This is a genomic window from Paenibacillus sp. GCM10027626, from assembly GCF_042676285.1.
GTDB lineage: Bacteria > Bacillota > Bacilli > Paenibacillales > Paenibacillaceae > Paenibacillus_Z.
Genome location: NZ_JBHTHC010000007.1, coordinates 238892 through 260463, shown reverse-complemented (window position 1 = coordinate 260463; position 21572 = coordinate 238892). Strand labels below are relative to the sequence as shown.

At 51.6% G+C, this 21572-nt stretch carries 15 protein-coding genes and 1 pseudogene; 12 read left to right on the top strand and 4 right to left on the bottom strand.

Annotated elements, in window-relative coordinates; translation table 11 throughout:
• Positions 1-62 precede the first annotated feature (62 nt).
• From ACFQ0N_RS15845 to ACFQ0N_RS15830, 4 genes are all read right to left on the bottom strand, one after another.
• Entirely contained in the window at positions 63-1436 is a 1374-nt protein-coding gene (locus ACFQ0N_RS15845) for a HAMP domain-containing sensor histidine kinase (RefSeq protein ID WP_379327748.1), read from the bottom strand.
• Positions 1433-2113 (bottom strand): response regulator transcription factor, encoded by a 681-nt coding sequence (locus ACFQ0N_RS15840; RefSeq protein ID WP_379327746.1) that lies wholly within the window; start codon positions 2111-2113, stop codon positions 1433-1435. Before ACFQ0N_RS15840 ends, ACFQ0N_RS15845 begins: the two co-directional genes overlap by 4 nt.
• A gap of 278 nt (positions 2114-2391) precedes the next feature.
• Positions 2392-3573, bottom strand: coding sequence for an MFS transporter (locus tag ACFQ0N_RS15835; RefSeq protein ID WP_379327744.1), 1182 nt, complete (start codon positions 3571-3573; stop codon positions 2392-2394).
• A gap of 79 nt (positions 3574-3652) precedes the next feature.
• Positions 3653-3943 carry an ArsR/SmtB family transcription factor gene (locus ACFQ0N_RS15830; protein WP_379327742.1) on the bottom strand — a complete coding sequence of 97 codons (291 nt, stop codon included), beginning with the start codon at positions 3941-3943 and terminating at the stop codon, positions 3653-3655.
• Positions 3944-4479: 536 nt separating this feature from the next.
• On the opposite strand from ACFQ0N_RS15830, the gene ACFQ0N_RS15825 reads away from it, so the two are divergent.
• The 12 genes and pseudogenes from ACFQ0N_RS15825 (at position 4480) to ACFQ0N_RS15770 (ending at position 21562) form a co-directional block, all read left to right on the top strand.
• Positions 4480-4944: a GyrI-like domain-containing protein gene (locus ACFQ0N_RS15825; RefSeq protein ID WP_379327740.1), complete on the top strand. Its 465-nt coding sequence runs from the start codon at positions 4480-4482 to the stop codon at positions 4942-4944.
• A complete protein-coding gene (locus ACFQ0N_RS15820) occupies positions 4941-5906 on the top strand; it encodes an alpha/beta hydrolase (protein ID WP_379327738.1) in 966 nt (321 codons plus the stop codon). Before ACFQ0N_RS15825 ends, ACFQ0N_RS15820 begins: the two co-directional genes overlap by 4 nt.
• Positions 5907-6176: 270 nt before the next feature.
• The gene (locus ACFQ0N_RS15815) at positions 6177-6986 is read left to right on the top strand and encodes a response regulator transcription factor (RefSeq protein ID WP_379327736.1); all 810 of its coding nucleotides are present in this window, start codon (positions 6177-6179) and stop codon (positions 6984-6986) included.
• Between the two features lie 4 nt (positions 6987-6990).
• Positions 6991-8682: a sensor histidine kinase gene (locus ACFQ0N_RS15810; RefSeq protein WP_379327734.1), complete on the top strand. Its 1692-nt coding sequence runs from the start codon at positions 6991-6993 to the stop codon at positions 8680-8682.
• 137 nt (positions 8683-8819) lie between these two features.
• Positions 8820-10124, top strand: a complete 1305-nt coding sequence (locus tag ACFQ0N_RS15805; RefSeq protein ID WP_379327732.1) for an ABC transporter substrate-binding protein — start codon at positions 8820-8822, stop codon at positions 10122-10124.
• 56 nt (positions 10125-10180) lie between these two features.
• Entirely contained in the window at positions 10181-11074 is an 894-nt protein-coding gene (locus tag ACFQ0N_RS15800; protein ID WP_379327730.1) for a carbohydrate ABC transporter permease, read from the top strand.
• The gene (locus ACFQ0N_RS15795; protein ID WP_379327728.1) at positions 11075-11923 is read left to right on the top strand and encodes a carbohydrate ABC transporter permease; all 849 of its coding nucleotides are present in this window, start codon (positions 11075-11077) and stop codon (positions 11921-11923) included.
• A gap of 18 nt (positions 11924-11941) precedes the next feature.
• Positions 11942-12958 (top strand): annotated as a pseudogene (locus ACFQ0N_RS15790) (GH116 family glycosyl-hydrolase); the annotation flags it as partial.
• A 258-nt stretch (positions 12959-13216) separates the two neighbouring features.
• Positions 13217-14542: a GH116 family glycosyl hydrolase gene (locus tag ACFQ0N_RS15785; RefSeq protein WP_379327995.1), complete on the top strand. Its 1326-nt coding sequence runs from the start codon at positions 13217-13219 to the stop codon at positions 14540-14542.
• Positions 14520-18167: a hypothetical protein gene (locus tag ACFQ0N_RS15780; protein ID WP_379327726.1), complete on the top strand. Its 3648-nt coding sequence runs from the start codon at positions 14520-14522 to the stop codon at positions 18165-18167. The genes ACFQ0N_RS15785 and ACFQ0N_RS15780 overlap by 23 nt, the downstream gene beginning before the upstream one ends.
• Before the next feature lie 370 nt (positions 18168-18537).
• Positions 18538-19170: a hypothetical protein gene (locus tag ACFQ0N_RS15775; protein WP_379327724.1), complete on the top strand. Its 633-nt coding sequence runs from the start codon at positions 18538-18540 to the stop codon at positions 19168-19170.
• Positions 19171-19387: 217 nt separating this feature from the next.
• Positions 19388-21562 carry a right-handed parallel beta-helix repeat-containing protein gene (locus tag ACFQ0N_RS15770; protein ID WP_379327722.1) on the top strand — a complete coding sequence of 725 codons (2175 nt, stop codon included), beginning with the start codon at positions 19388-19390 and terminating at the stop codon, positions 21560-21562.
• Positions 21563-21572 lie beyond the last annotated feature (10 nt).

Genomic DNA, 21572 nt, shown 5'->3' with positions numbered 1-21572 from the left:
ATTCGGTTTCTAAGCGTTTCGCCAATGAGCTTATTGGAGAAATATGAACGGAGCATGAACTTTCAGCGAATTTGTTCGGGCGGAACGGCCGGGAGTGTTACGGCGATCGCCGTACCTTGTCCGACCTCGCTCTTCACTTCGATGCTGCCGTGATGAAGGGCGACGATTTTCTTCACGATGGCGAGGCCCAGTCCGCTGCCGCCGCTGTTTCGGTTGCGCGACCGGTCCGACGTGTAAAACCGCTCGAAAATACGGCTTGCATCCTCGGGTGAAATGCCAATCCCGGAATCGGCTATCGTGACGGTATAGGCGTCGCGGTCCGGACGGGTGATCCCGATGCGGATGTGTCCGTTCCGCGGCGTAAATTTGATGCTGTTGCCGAGCACATTGATCCACACCTGATTGAGCTGGTCCGGGTCGGCCGTTATTGTGCACGGAGAGGGGAGCGGCATCAGGGCGACACGGATGTTTTTGGCGGACCATAGAGGCTCGCAGGCGACAATGATACGTCTGATTTGCTCATCGAGATTGAACGTTGCCGTCTCGAAAGGATGGTGCTCCGATTCAAGGGAAGCGAGCTTGAGCAGATTATCGCTGAGCCGGGACAATCTTTCGCTTTCCTTTGCGATAATATCCAGGTATTGGCTGCGCTCGCTTTCCGGAATCAGACTGTCGTCCATGAGCGCCTTCGCGAAACCGGAGATAGACGTTAGCGGCGACTGTATCTCGTGGGATACATTCGAGACGAAATCTTGCCGCATCTGCTCCATTTGCTTGATTTCGCGCGCCATCTCGTTAATGCTTTGGGCCAGGGTTCCAAGCTCATCCCTACGATTCATTTTCAATTCCACGTTGAAATCGCCCTTGCCCAGCCGCTTGGTCGCTTGCGTCATCACTTTAAGCGGCTTCACGAGTAATCTCGCGGCAACGAAGATGCACAAGCCCCCGATAACGAGCACGAGGAGCAGTATCGTCGCGATCAAGTGGAGGATGGCCGCTTCATTTCTGTCAGAGCTCAGCACAAACAACGCATAGCGCTCTCCTCCCGATGCGAAAGGCAGGCCGACGAATGTCTCGTTATCTTGCGCCGTCGACCGGTACGGCTCCCCGTCCAGCACTTTACGAACGGTTTCCGGACCAATCTTCGAGGTCTTGTTCGGCTCCGAGCCGAAAGCTTTCATCCCGCCGGAACCGTCGAAGAGTTGCACCCTATAGGAGCCCAAAGCGGCCATGCTATCCAGGAACCCATCCAAATCCGGAGGACTCGTCTGTTCGTAAACGCGAATGATGCGGTCTCCTGCCGCCAGCATTTCGTTTCTTCCCGTTTCGTTCAATTGTTTCTGGAATAACGCGAGGGAGAGGAGAACGGAGGACAGTACGCTGAAGACAATCACAGCCAAAAACGTCAGAACGACACGAACGTACAACGTTTTCATCGCGAATTCGCCACAAGCCGATAACCGAGACTGCGTGCCGTCTCAATTTTAAAATGCCGCCTGTCACCGGCAAAACGCTCCCTCAGCCGCTTGATGTGAACGTCGACGGTCCGGTCGTCGCCTTTGTAGTCCATCCCCCAGATTTGGACGATCAACTGCTCTCTCGTGAAAATTTGCCCGGGATGCCCGGCCAGCATGAACAGCAGCTCAAATTCTTTCAGCGGCAAAGACAGCTCTTCGTCTCCCCGAACGACTTTGTACGTCCGGCGGTTCAGAACGATGTCTCCGAGCTGGATGACCTGGGAGTTGGCGATCCGGTATCGCTTCAGCAACGCTCTTACCCTCATCACAAGCTCTACCGGATCGAACGGTTTCGTCAAATAGTCGTCAGTTCCGAGCTGGAAGCCTTTCACCTTTTGCCCCGTCTCTCCTTTGGCCGTCACCATCAGCAGCGGGATGTCCGGATCGCGCTGCCGGATTTCCCTGCACAAGTCCCATCCGTCCATATGCGGCATCATGATGTCGAGGATGACGAGATCGATTCTCGAGTCTTCCACTATAGAGAGCGCATCGGCGCCGTTATCCGCCTCCGCGGTTTCGAACCCTTCTTTCTTCAAATACAGGCGCATCAGCGCGCGAATGTGCGGATCGTCGTCCGCGATCAGTATTCTGCCCATATAGGCAACCTCCTAGATGTGACGAATGTATAGTCTGCCTGCTTCATATTTTCAGATCTATTATATCAATACATGGAATTTTCAGCATCACTGGGAATGAAGCTGGCACAAAGGCTTAGATCATTATGAAGCAATTTCGAAGGAGGCTGCAGTATGTCAGTCTAATACCAAGCAAAGTTGTTTCTACCGGTTTACGAATAACGAGGGGCATTTTGAACATTGGTCTAACCTGTTCCCTGTTACTGTGCTTGTAGAGGTTCGCTATGCATCCTATGCATTTAAGATACAAGTTCCTTTTTTGTTTTCGAGCGAACAGTCAAAATACCACTTAATATAAATGATAACAACGAACCAGCAAAGCAAATAGCTGCAAAAATGGCTACAGCAGAAAAACCGTTAAAAGTCGCATAAATCAAGCCTGCGATCCAAGAGCCGAGTGTTGTCGCAGCGTACATGATCGAATTGGCCAAGCTTGAGATCGTGCCGCGGATTGTCGGATTTAACGAATTCAGCAGTCCCAAAATCAGCGGAAATGCGATTCCCATATTAGCAAATATTAAAAAGTATACACCTTCGAAAGCCGAAACCGATGGAAGGTGAGGCAAAGCAATAAAACACCCAATAGAGACAAGAAAACCCACAGCCATCGTATTGAAACGGTTCAACATTTTGATCACATAAGCACCGCTAATGCTCCCGACCATATTTCCAAGACCAAGAAAAAACATCACGTACCCCACTTGATCAATCGAAAGGTGATAGCGGTCCGTCATCCATTTTCCAATGAAAGAAAAGGCAGCAAAGAATCCACATTGAAATAAGAAATGAGCCAGGAAAGATCTTCTCGCTATTCGGCTTGTCAATAGTGGGATGTATCTTCCAAATATTGGAATGCCGGCTCTTTGGTCTTGATTCGGTTTCATTTCGGGAAAAGCATAAAGGATAAATATCGCCACCAACAACGAGCATGCACCGATTGTAAAAAAAGGATAAGACCAATGGGTAGCAGCAAGCAGGCTTCCAATAGGTATACCGAACGCTTGGGAAGCAGCCAAGCCTGCCATTACGATTCCTGATACTTTGGCGATCTTTGGCGAAGGAAACAAAGCAGGAATGGATGCCCAGACTTGAGGCGCTGTAAATGCCGCGCTGACTCCGGCTAAAAAACGGAATAAAAACATCGACCAAAAACCTGTGGCAAAACCGCATAAAATGGTTGAAACCGAGAAGCAAACCATGCCGGAAAGCATTACTTTTTTTCGATCCCATCCATCGGAAAGCGGTCCGGCGATCAGTGCAAATACGGCATAACCTAAAGCATAGGCCCCCACCATCCAACCGGATAATTCGGTCGAGATATGAAACAATTTCTGAAGAGTGGGGATGAGCGGAGAAATCAAAAATGTATCTGTACCGATAACAAACATGATGAGGAAAAATAATGCAGTTAATTTTTTCATGGTATTCATCTTCTCCTATTGCAATTAGTTTTGTAGTTGAATAACTATTGAACTACAAAGCAAAAAAATAGATTTCTTTCTACAGCGTATCCAGAAATCCGGGCAAGTAAGTTTGAAAAGTTTCTATATCGATACTCATATACTTCGATTGAGCTTCTTTTCGTACCTTGATCAATTTCGCCTCCCTTAAAGTACGCAAATGATACGAAGTATTCGATTTCGAAGTATCGCGAATGCACATCACTTCCCCGCAATTCATCTCCTTCTTGTTGGCGTACAAAGTTCGAATGATATCCAGTCTTGTTTCATCAGCTAATGCCTTAAATATTTTGACCCTTTGCTCATCATTATACATTATTTGAGTAATCATAAAACCATTGTACTAACGATATCACTACAAATCAAGTCTTTAGCAATCCGCATAGAAGCCCCCTCGCTAAAGGGGGCTTCTGGCGCTTCAAGATCTAAAAGATCCTGCGTTCAAAAACCAGAACATTTCGTCTGGCTGCCACAAGAATGAATCCATTTGTTAAAAGGCAACGCTCTGCAAAAATCACACGTCTGCCGACTACCAAAAATCGGGTGCACGGTCTAGCACTACCGATTATACGGACCGCAACGATAATTCTGCGGCCAGTTATCCGGCTGCGTCTAAACACAATTTTAACGACATCGGCTCTGAAGATACCCAATTTCATTCACCTCGCTTCATACAAGATACTATAGTAAATGCGAGAATGACTTGGAACGCAACTGATAGATATCTAGTAATCTATGATTCCACTCATGACTTGTATAATTATTTGATATGAACGGCTTGGAGACGAGAGGGATTATATAGAAGCAAGCAGGATAGTGACTTGCATTGCCGAATATTTAAGAAAAACCATAAAAAAGGTGATGCAAATGTCCGAACAAAATGCTGTAGACATGGAAGAACTTTGGACAATTCGAACGGAGCGATTCAGGGAAAGATTTTTAATTGGATTGCAGAATCAATTACCGCAATCATATGAAGATGAACAGCAGCTTTTTGCCATGCTTGAAGCGAGAAAAGGCGAAATTAAAGGACAAATATTAGATGGTAATACCTATATGGTGATTCATGATAATGGATCAAAAATGACAGTAGGGCTAATGGTGAATCAACTCGAAGAAGTCCCTGAGGGGATGGTCTCTTTAATCGTTCCTGACGAGGAGTATGTAGTGTTTAGTTTTGAGGAGAAATACATATGTTCCTTTTGGCAGTTTTTTTGTGAGCGGCATAATCGGGCGAAATACGAACTAGATGCAGTGAAAGCGAGATTTGAAACATTTAATGATTCATTACAACCAAACGGAATAACGGAGATTTATTATCCAAAGTTATGATAAAAACAACGCGGAAACGGCGATTAAGCATAGGTTTTAGGCTTCTATTAATTGTTCTCATCCTGCTTTTAAGCGGCGGTATTTGGCAAAATGAAATGATGAAAGTAGAATTTCGCAAATATTTACCCAAAGGGCAAATCTACCAAATAAACTCCCATGACATTCATTTATATGGTGTCGGTCAAGGCGAATCTACAATTGTTTTCATTTCAGGGTCTGGAACGCCTAGTGCCTTTACGGATTTTTATTATTTACAAAATGAATTGCAGCCGTATTCGAGAACGGTTAGTTATGACCATGCCGGGTTTGGCTGGAGTGAAAAAACAAATATCCCGAGAACAATCGACATCGTAGTCGAAGAACTGCACGAGCTGCTTCAGAAGGCGGGCGAGCAAGCCCCCTACATTCTGGTGGGACATTCGCTTGCTTCACTAGAAACTATCCGTTATGCCCAAAAATATCCGGATGAAGTAAAAGGAATTATATTACTGGACAGCGGCAGTCCTGAATATTATGCAAAAGAATCCGAGATGAAGTCATATCTGATTAATAGAATTTTTGCGGGATTTAGAGTGACGGGGGTTGTTAGAGCATTAGGAACTTTCGGAGTATTACTTCCTTTTACAGGCGAAAATATACGCAATCAGTCGCTGCCGAATGAAATTAAGGGCATGGATGTTGCGATGTATTATAATCATATTGGAGAGTCCAACAATCTTAACGCTATACGAAATATGAATGAAAATGCCCAGTCAGTTATTGAAGGAGGATATTTGAAGGATATTCCTCTTCTAATTTTATCATCAGATAGCGGAAGTGATTGGGAGGAAGTGCAGAAAGAGTTGTTGCATTGGTCTGATGAGAGTCGTCAAGAGACATTGCCTGATTCAGAGCATTATATTCATTGGTCCAACCGGGAAGCAGTTTTAGAGAAAATATTGGAGATGGTAAAACTTAATTAAGATGACATTATACGCCGCGGCGGAAGCCAGAAATCTTCGGAGATAGATAAATTTTTTCATATCAAGCTTCAATTCAGGGCGCTCCTCGGGAACGCTTTTTTTTTGCGTATGGCGCAGCCGGCCCGCTCTGGTCCGCCTCTCTTACATGCTGGATATGAAGGCCGAGGGTGGCCAGAGGGCCAGGGATGATTCAATCCTTCTGGAGGATTTTCGCCTGCTGTGGAGAAACGTTTAAGAATCATAAAAGCTAAATACGCAATGGAGGGGCCTATGTATTCGATTTTAATCGTTGATGACCAGGTGATTGAAGCAACCACGATCAAAAAAGTGATCGAAGATCGACATTTACCACTGCAAGTCTCGATTGCGAACAATGGATTGGAGGCGCTTGCAATTGCGCAGTCAATCTCCATCGATATCGTGTTCACAGATATTAAAATGCCGCGGATGGACGGACTTACGCTTGCTAGGCGAATCAAAGAAGCCAGCCCAAATGTACAGCTCATTATTTACAGCGCTTTCGGAGAGTTTGAGTACGCTCAGAAAGCGATAGGCCTTGGTGTCGTTCATTACCTGCTGAAGCCGCTTGATGTAGCCGAATTTCTCCATGTGATGGAAAAAGCGATTGCTTTGTGCGAACGGGAAACTCGCATTCGTGAGGCATTACGTGAAAGAGATGATACATCTAAATATGGAATTTATGGAAAATATTTTCATTCACAAAACGAGATGCATCCAGTACAAGAGACGGACGAAAGCTCGCGCAAAGTCGTTCGGGACATTCAGGAGCTGGTTGGGAGCGAATACGGTAATAGCGATCTGGATATCGAATATTTGGCATCAAAAGTGTTCTTATCCGCCAGCTATCTCGGTCATCTGTTCAAGGCTCAGACGGGGCAAAGCCTCGGCAAATATATCGTCCGGGTTCGAATGGAGCACGCTAGGCATCTACTCGCGACAACGCATATCAAAATCGCCGATATCGGCAATCGCGTCGGGTATCCGAATCCCTCCAACTTCGCCCTCCAGTTCAAAAAATATTTCGGCTGTACGCCGATTCAGTTCCGCGAAAGGGGATAGCTTCGTGAATAGATTGCTTCGCTTGTTCCAGGACGCCTCGCTTCGCAAGAAGCTGATTTTTTCTTATGTGGCCGTCATTATCATCCCTATCGGCATATTGGGCGCATACTCCTACAGGAGCGCGAAGGACGATCTGGAACGGCAGCTGCGGCAATCTGCAGATTATGCGGCAGATCAGCTCGTATCCGAATTGAGCTACCGCTTCGACCGGCAGGAGTATCCGATTAAATCGATCGTCTTTAACCCGAAGGTCGTGCGGGCAGTATCGGACACTGATGACGACGTTTATGAACTGGCAGTTGAACTGAACGAGGATGTCGAGCCGATCTTCTGGAACTATTTGTACTTTATGTCGGAAATGAAGGAGATTGTCATTTACTCGGAGCACCGAAATACAGCCTTCGGCAATTTTTTTCAGCCTTCGCATACCGTCCAGGGACAAACATGGTACGAACAAACCGGGAAATCCAAGGCAACCCAATGGTGGAGCGATGGAACCGTTTTGTTTGCGGCGCGGAATATTTACGAGCCCGGGAGGGAGCAGAGGCAAGGCGTTCTGTATATCCGGTTTGATTTCGATAAAATGATCAGTGAAGTCGCCGGCAAGAGCGGATTGGCTGAAGCGGTCGTCATCGAGGACAGGAGCGGAAGGACGATCTTCGCGTCATCCAAGGAGGGCTGGGATCCCGTCGACGCCGATTCGTATTACGTTCTCCGGCGGACATTGCCCCGGACGGACTGGGTACTCCATTATTATATCGGCACCCGCCATATCGAAGAGGGCACCGCCAACATCGCGGAGGCTACCTTGATCATTATCGTTCTTTGCATGAGCGTGTTGTTCGGTATCATTTTGCTGTTCTCGCGGACGCTTCTGCACGGGATACGCAAACTGAATGAGCGAATGCGGCGGGTGGAGGAGGGGGAACTGGACGTCGCCATTCCGACAATGGTTTCCAAAGACGAGGTCGGTCAATTGACCGTCCGATTTGCAAACATGATCAAACAGATCAATCACCTGATTCAAGAGGCGTATGAAAGCCGGATTGCCCGCAAGGACGCCGAGTTACGGTCGCTTCAAGCCCAGATCAATCCACATTTTTTGTATAATTCCCTGTCCTTGATCAACGCGCAAGCCATCGAGCGGGATGCCTATGATATTAGCCATACCGTCAATCTGCTGGCCAGATTCTATAGGACGACATTGAATAAAGGAAAGGAGCTCATCTCCGTCCGTGACGAGTTGACCAATGTCCGCACCTATATCGATATCCAGCGGATGATGTGCGGCTGCGCGTTCGATGCGCACTACGAGTTGGATGAGGAAATCTACCGCTATGACATCGTCCATCTCGTACTGCAGCCGATCGTAGAGAACGCCATCGATCACGGGCTGAAGGAGAAGCCCCAGGGAAACCGTACGCTGACGATTAGCGGAAAGATAAAAGAGAATGATTTGATTTTGACGGTAGAAGACAACGGAGTTGGCATGGAAGAGAGGGTCCGCGCCCGGCTGTTGACCTCTCAATCGTCAGGCTACGGCTTAAACAACATACAGGATCGGCTGCTTCTCTTCTTTGGCGAACCGTACGGGTTGACGATTACAAGCTCACCCGGGACGGGGACGAAGGTGGAGATGTGTATTCCCTGCGGCAAAGCGGAGACGTTTGAACGGAAATTCGATAGAGATCGATAAAATATTGGATTTCTTGCCGGAAGCGCAGCTTATATACTTAACTTGCATGCAACCCGCGATAACCGGAATCGTGGACGGTAAAAGAACGATAAGACAAGAGGACGATCAGAGAAAAAAATGAAGGGGAGTTGTCGCAAGTGACGAAAAAAACGTTCATCGTAGTATGGACCTGTCTAACGATCATAGCTTTGCTTACAGCCGGATGCGCTTCCAAACCGGACACCGGCGGCGGGACGGGCTCGGTGAAGACGGTTCAGCTGCCGGCAGGAGATGGGGACTCAAAGGAGAAAGTCAAGGTGCGTCTGGCTTACTGGAACAAAGAAGATAACATGAAGACGCTGCTTAGCCTGATCGAAGAGAGGCTTCCAGGCGTGGATCTGGAGTATCAGTTCATCGACGCGACGCAGTATGACACGATTATCAAAACCCAGCTTGCAGCCGGAGAAGGACCGGACATTATCGGCGATCTTATTGATGAGACGACGGTAAGACTCGGTTATTTCGAAGATTTGACGCCTCGCTTCGAGGGCAAATATCACGATTCCGGCACGTCGTACGTCACATTCGACGGCAAGCTGTACGGTCTCCCGCAGGCCAGCTGGTTCAACGGTATCTATTACAATGTGGATTTGTTCAAAACGTACGATGTCCCGGTTCCTAAGACGCTGGACGAATATTTCGCTGCAGCGCAGAAGTTCTTGGACAACGGAATCAAACCGCAGGCAATCGGGCTCAAAAACGCGAATGTGGCGATGCAATCGTTCATCGCTCTTGCCCTTAACGATTATATCGGCACGACGGAGGGGCAGGGCTTCGACGAAGCATTCCGGGTCGGCAAAGCCTCGATGAAGGACGCGCTGCTGCCCGCACTTACGACCTGGACGGAGTATTTGAAGCGGGGAATTTTTACGAAAGATATGCTCGGCCTGGAAGAAGAACAAGCGATCGACGAGTTTACGAGCGGCAAAGCGGCGATGTTTCAATCCGGTCCTTGGTATATGGATACATTCAAGCAGAAGAATCCGAATATGAAAATCGGCATGTTTCCGAATCTTGGCACGAAGGTCGGACCCGGCTGGATGGTCGGCGGACCCGGCGTCGCCTTCGGGATCAACGCAAAATCCGTATCCAAGGAAGCGGCGTTCGAGGTGCTGGAGCTTCTTTCCACTGCGGAAGGCCAGCAAGCATACTGGAACGACAATAAGGGCGGCTCATCCTATCTGAAGGGCGTCGTGTTCGAAATGCCGCCGGAATATGACGACGCGCAGGAGGCGTTCAAGGCTGGAAATGTCTATTTCCCGCCGAACGGCTGGGGAACGATGCGAAATCCGATTATCGATGAAATGGGCAAGCAGATCCAGGCAGTCGTAGGCGGACAGGCAACGCCGGAACAGGCGCTGGAGGCCATCGATAAGAAGGCGGCGGCACTCCGAAGCAAGTAGGCAACGCGCGAATCCAAAGAAGGGGAGCGGGGAAAATTGAACAAGGAAAGTGGATCATGCTGATAAACAGAACGGGAGCAAGGCGCCGGGAGCCAGTCTATGCGCTGCTTCTGCTGCCGGCGCTTGCCATATATCTCGTATTTTTCGTCTATCCGACGGTAAGCACGTTTTACTATAGTTTTACGAACTGGTCCGACGTCAATCCAGATCGGGTGTCCTTTGTCGGATTTCGCAACTACAAGCTTATTTTTCAGGAAGACATTTATTTGACCGGCATTCGCAATACGATGACATATGCGGTCGTCTCCACAGTGATGATCAATCTTTTGGCCATTCCGCTGGCGGTAGTTTTGAATCGCAAATTGAAGACCCGGCTGCTGCTGCGCTCCGTATTTTTCATGCCGGCCGTCTTCAGTCCGCTCATCATCGGCTTCCTCTGGAGCTACCTGTATTCGACATCGGAATTCGGCCTGATTAACCAAGGGCTGGAGAAGCTGGGACTGGGCAGCGTCAATTTTCTTGGCGATCCGCGACTGGCGATCTACGCGGTCATCTTCACGCAGGTATGGCAGTGGGTCGGCTACAACATGGTCATCTACCTGGCGAATTTGCAGAGCATCAATCCGGAATACTATGAGGCGGCCCAATTGGACGGTGCCAGCCCCTGGCAGGCTTTCCGCAGCGTCACGCTGCCGCTTCTGGCGCCGGCGATCACGTTCTGCACGGTGACGGTCATGATTAGCGGTTTGAAAGTTTTCGATATTGTTTATTCACTCACTTCCGGAGGACCAGGGCATGCAACCGAAACGATCGTGTCGCTGATGGTCAAGAAAGGGCTGGGTGAAGGCTTTTACGCTCAAGGTTCCGCATTCGGCATCGTCTTCGTCATCATGGTAGGCATTATTACGTTTGCGCAGCTCCGGCTGGCCAAACTATGGGGGAATCGTTAGATGAAAGTAAGACATGGAAAAATAGCCCTCCTGGCCGGAAGCGGAATGTTTGAAATTGGGGCGTTGATCGTCGCGGCAATCTTCATTCTTCCCATTTATTATTTATTTGTTACGACCTTCAAGACGCCTGGCGAGGCGGTGCTATATCCACTGCGCTTGCCTGAAGTATGGTCGCTGGACAATTATATCCGGGCGTTTGATACGATGAATTACATTCGGGCACTTGGCAATAATCTCGCCATTACAATATTCGCGGTTGCAGGAATCGTCCTTTTCGCTGCGATGGCAGCATATGCTTTGGAACGGAGGAAGCGCCGTTATACGATCGCGATTTACGGATTATTTCTGGCGGGCATGATGGTCCCTTACCAGATGGGGGTCCTTTCTCTATTCAAGCTGGTATCGGAGCTTGGATTGATGAACAGTCTGATGGGAGTCATCTTGATCGAGATCGCATACGGCTTATCCTTCTCAATTTTTCTGTTCAAGGGCTTCATTGCTTCCACCGTTCCGCTGGAACTGGAGGAAGCGGCCAAAATAGACGGCTGTTCGGTCGGAAGGACGTTTCTGTCCGTTACCCTCCCGCTGCTGACGCCCGTCATTGCGACGGTTGCGATTCTGAACGTATTGGCGACCTGGAACGATTTCATTACGCCTTTGCTGTTTCTGCAATCCCGCGATAAAGGCGTGCTCTTGCTGGAAGTGTTCAGAAATATCGGACAATTTTCCGTCGATTGGACGAATCTGTTTCCGATGCTGTTTTTGTCGATCGCACCGCTGCTTGTTTTCTATTTGCTTATGCAAAAGTACATTATTGCAGGAATAACGGCCGGTTCTGTGAAGGGTTAGAAGCGGCCGGAAGGGGAAATGAGGATGAAGCAAGGTTTTGTCTATACGGGAAGGCATACGCAGGAAATTTCGTTTCCGCTCGGAGGGATCGGGACCGGCAGCATCGGGCTGGCCGGAAACGGCAGGCTGATCGATTGGGAAATCTTCAACCGCCCTAGCAAGCTTAGCCTGAACGGGTTCTCGTTCTTCGCGGCGAAGGCGGAACGCAGCGGGAAGACGGTAATGGCCAAGGTACTACATTCCGACAAGCAGCCGCCCTATACGGGAGAGGGCAAAGGCCGGTTCGAAGGCTACGGATTCGGACCGCGAAGAGGGCATATGGCAGGCTTCCCTCATTACCGGGAAGCGGCGTTCACCGGTGAATTTCCGCTGGCGAAGCTGGCTTTCGAAGACGAGGGCGATCCGCTCAGAATTGAGCTGACGGCGTTCAATCCGTTCATTCCCTTAAACGACCGTGATTCGTCCATACCGGCTGCGGTTTTCGTGTACAAGGTAACCAATAGCTCCGATTAAGAGCTGGAGGTATCATTGGCAGGCTGTTTATCGAACCCCTTCACCCGGGGTTCGGTTAACCGTCCGTTTGAGCAAGGAAGCGTCCGCGGTGTTGCGCTCACGACCGAATCGCTGACGCCGGATGAACCGGGCTTTGGCGAGCTGGCGTTGTCCACGGACGCACAGGAAGTGAGCTGCCAAACGTATTGGTATCGCGGTGAGTGGTTTGACAATGTTACGGTTTTTTGGAAGGATTTCATCCGTCCCGGCCGGTTTTTGAATAGATACTACGATACTCCCCGAAATCTGGATGAATACCGGGTCGTAGAGAAAAACTTCGACACATGCACAGTATGTGCTCACCACAAGCTCAGGCCGGGCGAGTCGGCGACGTTTCGCTTCGTCATTTCATGGCATTTTCCGTGGGTTGTCAATGATTGGAACCCGGCGTCCGATTCTTCCGGCACGAGTGTTGAGCAATGGCGCAATTATTACGCCGGTTGGCTGGAGAACGCGCGCGCTGCCGCATTTTATCTGTTCGGTCATTATGAGCGGTTGTATAAGGAAACACTCCGGTTCAAGGAGGCGTTATTCACTTCGACACTGCCCGAATCAGTAATTGATGCGGTCTCCGCCAATTTGTCGACGCTCAAGTCGCCAACCGTACTGCGGTTAACGGACGGAACGCTTTACGGCTTCGAGGGCTGTCATACGGACGAAGGCTCCTGCGAGGGCTCGTGCACGCATGTCTGGAATTACGAGCAGGCGACTTCGTTTCTGTTCCCCGCATTGGCCCGTTCGATGAGAACGGCTGATTATAGGTACAACCAGTTCGGCGACGGCAAGATGGCATTCCGGACAATGCTTCCTCTGGGCAGAGAAAAGTGGAATTACTTTGCGGCGGCAGACGGGCAGATGGGCGGCATCATCCGGACGTATAAGGAATGGAAAATATCCGGCGATACGGCATGGATGTCCGGTCTGTGGCCATTTGTGAAGAAAGCGCTTTCTTACGCCTGGAATTCGGCAAATGAGGATGGCTGGGATGCGGATGGCGACGGCGTAATGGAAGGTGCCCAGCATCATACGCTCGATGTGGAGATGTACGGCCCGAACGCATATCTTAGCGGTTATTACCATGCAGCGCTGCTGGCCGCCTATCGGATGGGAACCGCTCTTGGCGATCCCGAGGCAGATGATTACCTCCGGATGTTCGAAAACGGGCGTGCCTGGGTCGACCGCTATGCCTTCAACGGGGAGTATTATCATCAGGTGATTGACTTGCAAGACAAGCGCTATCCCGTTGATACGGAGCTGGGACAAATCAAGTACCAGATCGGCGAAGGCTGCCACATCGATCAGGTGATCGGCCAATGGCATGCGCATATTGCAGGGCTGGGCAGCGTGTTCGATCCGGATAAAGTCCGCACGGCGCTCGCTTCCTTATATAAGTATAATTTCATCTCGATGCGCGATCATGCCAATGCCAATCGGGTTTATGCGCTGAACGACGAAAAGGGGCTTATCGTCTGCTCCTGGCCGAAGGGAGAGGCTCCGATTGTACCGGTTCCCTATGCGGACGAATGCATGAGCGGTTTCGAATATCAGGCGGCGAGCCATATGATCTATGAAGGACTGGTCGAGGAAGGCCTGTCTATTGTCCGGGCCGTTCGTGACCGCTACGACGGAGAGCGGCGAAATCCATGGAACGAATTCGAATGCGGCAGCAACTATGTCCGGGCAATGTCCTCCTACGCGCTGCTGCTGGCATTCAGCGGATTCGAGTACGACATGACAGAAGGCATGATCGGGTTTTCTCCCGCAGAGGGAGGGGAGCGGAATTTCCGCTGCTTCTGGTCGCTCGCCGCTGCCTGGGGAGTTGTGGAGTGGCGGCCCGGATGCATGACAATGTCCGTAACAGGCGGTCGGCTCGAGCTGCGCCGCTTCGGCAGCCGATTGTTCGAGGGCTGGGGAGCGGTTCTCGCAAGGTGCGGCAAGGAGGAAAAGGCATATCCCGTTAACGGCCGTTTCGTGCAGTTTGATGATTCGCTTGTCTTGCGGGCAGGTGAGCGATTGGAGCTTATTTACAAGGAGGAGAAGCAGGATGAATCGGAATCGTTCACATAAAACGCTGGCCGTTTTGCTGGGCGTGGCGTTATTTCTCGCTACGCTGGGAATCAGAGCTGATTCGACGAATGCCTATTATATGGAACCGGACTATCCGCATCTTGGCAGCAGCCTGCTTGCCAATGCCGGCTTTGAGTCGGTTAGCGGCGGGGCGGCAGACGGATGGTTTCCGTGGGGGAGCGGCTACGTTTCCGAGGATGCAGTCAGCCGCTCCGGCGCCCGCTCCGTCTCCTGCGAGCTGACGGGCTCTACCCAAGCGTGCGGAGTCTACCAGTTCGTCGAGCTTAACCGCACGGACACGGCACCGCTTAAAGTGAGCGGCTGGAGCAAGGCGCAGAACGTCAGCGGCAGCGCATCCTCAGACTACTCGGTATGGATCGACCTGACTTATACGGACAACACTCATCTGTTCGGGGAAGCGAAGGCCTTTCAGACTGGGTCCCATAACTGGGAGCCAGTCGTCATGTACATTGATCCGGAAAAACCGATAAAGGCCATTACGGTTTACGGCCTTCTGCGCAACAAAACGGGAAAAGTGTGGTTCGACGACTTCGCCGTCGAGGAAATGCCCGCTCATTTGTTGCACAACAATGGATTCGAAGCGGTCGCCTCGTCGGAAATCGCTGGCTGGGGCGCTTGGCAGAATGGCTATGTGGCCGCGCCGGGAGAGGGACGCGGGGGCAGTATGGCGGCCAAAGTGGTGAACACTTCTGGAAGTGGAGCGTACGGCCTCTACCAAAGCGTCGCGCTTAATCGAACGGAGGTCAGGCCGCTGCTGGTGCGCGGCTGGAGCAAAGCAGGCGCAGTCAGTGGTTCCGCCGGTTCTTCTTATGCGTTGTATGCCGATATCACCTATACGGACGACACGAACGACTGGGGACTGAACGCGCCCTACGACCCGGGGACGCACGATTGGCAGCAGAAGCAGCTCTATATTATGCCGGTCAAGCCGGTGAAATCTATTACAGTTTACGCCCTGTTTAACGACCGTTCCGGCACGGTCTGGTTCGATAATGTGTCGGTGGAAGAACTGCCTGGGTATATGACATCTGGTAAGGTTATGGAGAAACGGGCGCTGGAGACGACGGGAACGGAACGCCTGATCAACGGCTCTCTTGATAACGCTTCAGGCGCTGTCATAGACGGATGGGGCTCGTTCGGCAGCGGGTATACCGTTACGAACGGGGGAGGGAGAAACGGTACCCGGGGCATCAAGCTGACCAATTCGGCCGTTGGGGACGCTTCGGGCATTTACCAGACCGTTCATCTGAACCAGTCGCGCCCGAAACTAATCGTGGCCAGCGGCTGGAGCAAAGCTGCTGGAGTCAGTGGAGAGATCGATCGGGGTTATGCGCTGTACATGGACGTATTCTTTACGGACGGCACAAGCTTATTCGCCCAAACTGCGCCGTTCCGGACAGGAACGCATGACTGGCAGTACCGGGAGCTGTTTTTCCAGCCTCAGAAACCGGTACAGACCATTACCGTATACGGCATATTCCGCGACGGACCTACCGGCGAAGCGTGGTTTGACGACATGTCGGTACGGGAGATTTCGACGGAAGCTGCTGTCTTTGAAGATACTGTCGTAACCCCGCTTCCCTTCCAGGCGGGCAGCGTGTATACGACGATGCAAACGCAGGATGGACTTGAGGTAGGGCTGGGCAGCCGGGGAGTAGCCTCGCTCAAGCTTCAAGGAACAGAGCTGGCGGTGCCGGGCGTATCATCAGGGTTCCTCGTTCGCGACTTTGCAGCCGATTCCGATGTTTACGCCTTCCAGGGCGATACGAATATGCAGACCGGAGCGTTCAACGGCACAGTTGCCGATCTCGGCTTGGGGATTGAGGCTGATTTCGAAGCGCTTTCCGCAGGGATCAAGGTAAGCGGCCGCTTGACCGATCTGCGGTCGTCCGACCGGGCGGTTACGTTGACCTTTGCACTTCCTGTTGATGCGGAGGGCTGGCAGTGGGGCGATTATATCCGGGGATCGCGAACGATCGCAACCGGTCAGGCGGGAGGCGTATATACGAATAGCCAGGTGCCCGATTTCGAGACCGGCCCGCTGTCCATCTATCCGATTTCGGCGATTTATGATGCCGCATCAGGCAAGGGGTTGTCGATTGGCGTAGATTATAAGGATGCGACCCATTACCGCCTGGATTATAACGGAAGCACGAAGCAGCTGCTGATCACCTTCGAGCTAGGGCTGACAGCAGACTCGGCAAATTTTCCTTCGGCCGCTGATTTCGGTTTCGTCCTGTACGGCTTTGACGGCGGCTTAGGCTTCCGTGGCGCGTTCGACAAATATATGAAGCTGTTCCCAGAATACTACCAAGTCAGGATTCCGAATCAGGGAATTTGGATGCCGTTCGCGTCGATTTCGGACATTCCGGACAACGAAGACTTCGGTTTCCGCTTCAAGGAAGGCGACGACGATCCGGTCGATACTGCTTATGCGAACGCAAATGACATTCTTGTTTTCCATTATCAGGAACTTTCTTCGTGGTGGCAAAGCATCGACCCACAGCAGCCAAAGACCGTTGAGACCGCCATAAGTGCCCGCGATGCTGCTGCAGCAGCAGGGGATGAAAAAGCGAAGATGTCGCAGGCCGCCGCAATGGCCAACCATGCGGGAGCGCCTTACTTGCAATGGCTGGATACGCCATGGAACGTTGGAGCGCTGTGGATGATCAACGCGAATCCTGATTTGCCTGGCGAAACGAACGGCTACAAGCTCTATTTTAGTGACGACAAGCTGGATGCCCGGTATAATACGACAGGACCGAAGCCGGACGGGGAGTATCTCGATACGCTCGACGGCTGGCCGTATACGCTTAACTATAACCGGGATCATTTTGTGTATGCGTCGTCTCCGCTTGTTTTCTCCAAGGTGACGAAGCAGCCGGCCGTTCATCGGGCCTTCTCCAGTTGGGAGGCGACGAAGCGGATTGCCGACAGGCTTCACGGAGAAGGCCGCTTCCTGATGGCGAACGGTACGCCGCATGCTTATTCCATGTTTATGCCATGGCTCGACGCTATGGGTAATGAGCGCAATTGGCTCGGCGCAGGCAATACCTTCGCGCCGGATTCCGACGAAACGCTGAGCAAGTATCGCACCCTTTCCGGCGAAAAGCCGTATTTGATGCTGCAAAACACGGATTTCAGCAAGTTCAGTAACGCCTATATGGAGAAGTACATGCAGAAATTGCTGTTTTACGGGATCTTTCCAAGCGCCTTCAGCGCGACGGCCGACAATGCCACAAACTATTGGAAAAATGCGGCATTCTATGACCGTGACCGGGCACTGTTCGTCAAATACGTACCGTTGGTGAAGGCGGTTGCCGAATCGGGATGGAAGCCGGTTACGCATGCGATTCCCAATAATGATGCGGTTGCGGTCGAGCGGTACGGGGAAGGCGGCACGGTTTATTTGACCATGATGAACCAAGGCGCCTCGGCCGTATCCGCCGTGATTGCAATCGACCGCACCGCCATGGGGCTGGGAGCGCAGGTTAGCGGGCAAGAATTGGTCGGAAATACGCCGGTCGCGGTAACCGGCGACCAGTTCGAAGTGTCTCTTCAGCCGGAGGAAGTAAAGGTCGTCAAGCTGACAACCTCGCCTTGATTCGGCTTCTGGTGGATGTCCGCAGGTGGGAACATCTGTAAGCGCGGGCGAAGCGGCTGCATGCGGACCATAGATCCGTTATCTGTGAAAAAAGACGCAAAAACAGCTTGTTCGCGGACATTAGATCCGTTATCGGCCTCTAATCGCCGCTGAACCCCAGCAAAATCGGCAAATAACGGATCGTGTGTCCGCGAAACCTCCGAATGAGCCGGGGTTCGACAAAATAACGGATCCTGTGTCCGCATGGCTCACAGTTGCCCGCAATGATTACACATTTGAGTGTCACCCAGTTTTGTTATATTTGCAGGAAATCCAGGTATCGATCGGGAAATAGTATTACGCATAACGATGGGTATAGGAGTGAAGATATATGAAAAATATGGAATTGGCTGCGCCAGCTGACATCCGGAACCGGCTGCTGGCGCTGGCAGCCCTCGATATCATTTTGTGCCCAGAAGAACAATATCGATACTATTCGTTCGAACCGCATTGGTCGCCCGGCGTGGAGTTATTCAAGATTGACAACGGCTCAGGCGATCATATGTTTATCGTTCTGGCGGCAGAGGGAGTGATTATTAAAGGGTTTGATCACGAATCGGCACTTAGCCCCTATGCCAATGATGACGAGACCGTATGGACGGGAATATATGATCAAGTCCCTGCGAAGCTTATGTCACTGCTTGCAGATGAAGCGATAGAGCAAAATGTTGTCACGTTCTGTTTATGGTGTGAAGCAGGCCAAGCCGGTTGGCGAAAAGGAGATGTACTTATTCCGAGTGGGGAGGATGACGGCTCCGCTTTTCTGCTTGGTGCAATTATTAGCACAGCGGATGAGTACGAGGAGTGGGCAAGTCACTATTACGAGATGCCGATTGACAGGGCCGCAGTCGAGAAGGTTTTTGCCGAGGGGCCGCTGTCGCTTACGGCTGAACTGATTCATGCTTTGAACCCTGATCGCGATATGGCAGAGGTGAGAAAGGAACTGCAGGCACTAGGCTGGTAAACGATCAAATCACTACATGTCGATAACGATGCTGGGGCCCTTTTGCTTGAGGATGCCGCTTCAAAAAGCAGAAAAGTGCTATAAAACAACAAAATCACTCCATATTAAATAAAGCTCCGCGGATTTACACTTGCCGCAGGGGCTTTTTTTAGTAGGGTGCGCTGCCGCGCGGTGAACGGCATCATAATTGAAAACGAATACAAGGAGGTACATGAAAATGGCGACATTCAAAGAGGCTGCCGAAGGGGCCGCCTGTGATGTTCGGGAGGAATCACAGGAACGTCGGGCGGACATCCGGCTGTATGTAGCGACGGCGGGCAACGATCGCTGGTCGGGAAGGATAGATGAGCCGCTGCGGGATGGCAGCGATGGGCCGCTTGCTTCCCTGGAGGGGGCGAGAGACCGTATTCGCGAATGGAGGGCGGCTGGTCAGCCGTTCGACACGGCAACGGTATTTGTTCGCGGCGGAACTTATGCCGTGACAGAGCCGATCGAATTTTCGCCGGAGGATTCCGGTCATGTGCATATTGCGGCATACCCGGGAGAAACGCCGGTGTTCGACGGAGGCACCCGGATTACCGGCTGGCAAGTCGGCGAACTGCGGGGGCGGACGGTATGGATCGCGGATATGCCGGAGCTGCGGCTCGGAACGCGGTACTTCCGCCAGTTGTTCGTTGACGGGCGGCGGATGCTGCGTTCGCGCATCCCGAAACAAGGCACGTACCGGATGGAAAGTGTGCCGGGATTGGAATTAACTCCCGACAACGAAGCCGTGCTGTTCGCCGGTTCCGACCGGTTCCGGTATGAAGCCGGACACATCCGTCGCTGGCGCAATCTGGGCGATGTTGATATCGTTGTTCACCACTATTGGGCAGAGGAGCGGATGCCGATCGCTTCACTCTATGAAGAAAAGCGGCTTGTCGTCAGCTCCCGCCGGTCGGTGTTTGGCTTGCGCGACGACGAGGCCATGCAGTACGCCGAATATTACGTGGAAAATGTATTCGAGGGAATGAATGAGCCTGGCGAATGGTATGCAGATCGGACGGAAGGCAAGTTGTATTATCTTCCGCTGCCGGGAGAAACACCCGAGGAGACGGAAGTGGTCGCCCCGCGAATCAAGACCTTCGTCCGGCTGCTCGGTGCGCCGGAAGAGGATAGGTACGTGGAAGGGCTGATCTTCGAAGGCCTGCACTTCCGGCACAGCGATTGGGAGCTTCCGCCCGGCGGGGATCCCGAGCTGGCAACGGGGATGCTGGAGATGGAGGGGCTGAATCTGGCCGCATCGCCTCAGGCGGCTTATTATTTGCCTGGCGCGATCGAGCTGCGCGGTGCCAGGCAGTGTGCGATCGAACGGTGCCTGCTAGAGCATATCGGATTCTACGGCATCGATCTGTCGCATGGATGCGTCGGCAACCGGCTGATCGGCAACGAAATCAGGGATATCGGCGCCGGGGGCATTAAGCTTAGCGGGGCGTCAGCCGTTGGGAACGCCAAGGGGCCGGAGTCGATGAGAACAGGGCGGAATCTATTGACCGATAATCATATCCATGACGGAGGACATGTATTTACAAGCGGTGTCGGCATTCTTGTCAGGCATGCGTACGGCAATGTTATCTCCCACAATCACATTCATCATTTGTTTTATACCGGTATTTCTTGCGGCTGGGAGTGGGGCTACAGCGATAACGTAACGAAAGACAACAAGATCGAGAAAAACTGCATTCACGATCTCGGATTCGGTCTGATCAACGACATGGGCGGCATATACCTGCTCGGGGTGCAGCCCGGAACGGTCGTACGGGGCAATCTAATCTACAATGTCAGGAAGAAAAATTACGGAGGCTGGGGCATTTATCTCGACGAAGGCAGCGCTCATATTATTGTAGAAAATAATATCGTTCACCACACGCACAGCCAATGCTTCCACGAGAATATCGGCCGGGAGAACACGGTGCGCAATAATATATTCGCTTTCGGATGCGAAGGTCTGGCCACGCTGACCCATATCGAGAACCATAATTCGATCACGTACGAGAAAAATATTTTCATCACTGACGGAGCCCCTGTGTTCGTCGGCAAAAATGAAGGCGCGCTTCAGCGGAATGCTTTCCGCAGCGACTGCAATATCTTCTGGGACATCAAGGGGCAGCAGGTGCGCCACGCCAATTACGACAAAGACGAGCGGGCGGAAATGCGTTATCTGGAGTGGTTCGATATGGAACAGTGGCGTGTCATGGGATACGATCTGCACTCGGTAACGGCCGATCCGCGGTTCGCCGATCCGGAGCGGGGCGATTTCGCTATGGCGGATGATTCCCCGGCTCTATTACATGGATTCGTGCCGATCGATCTCAGCGATGTCGGACCGCGGAACAAGCACACCCAAAAATGAGAGGAGGCCT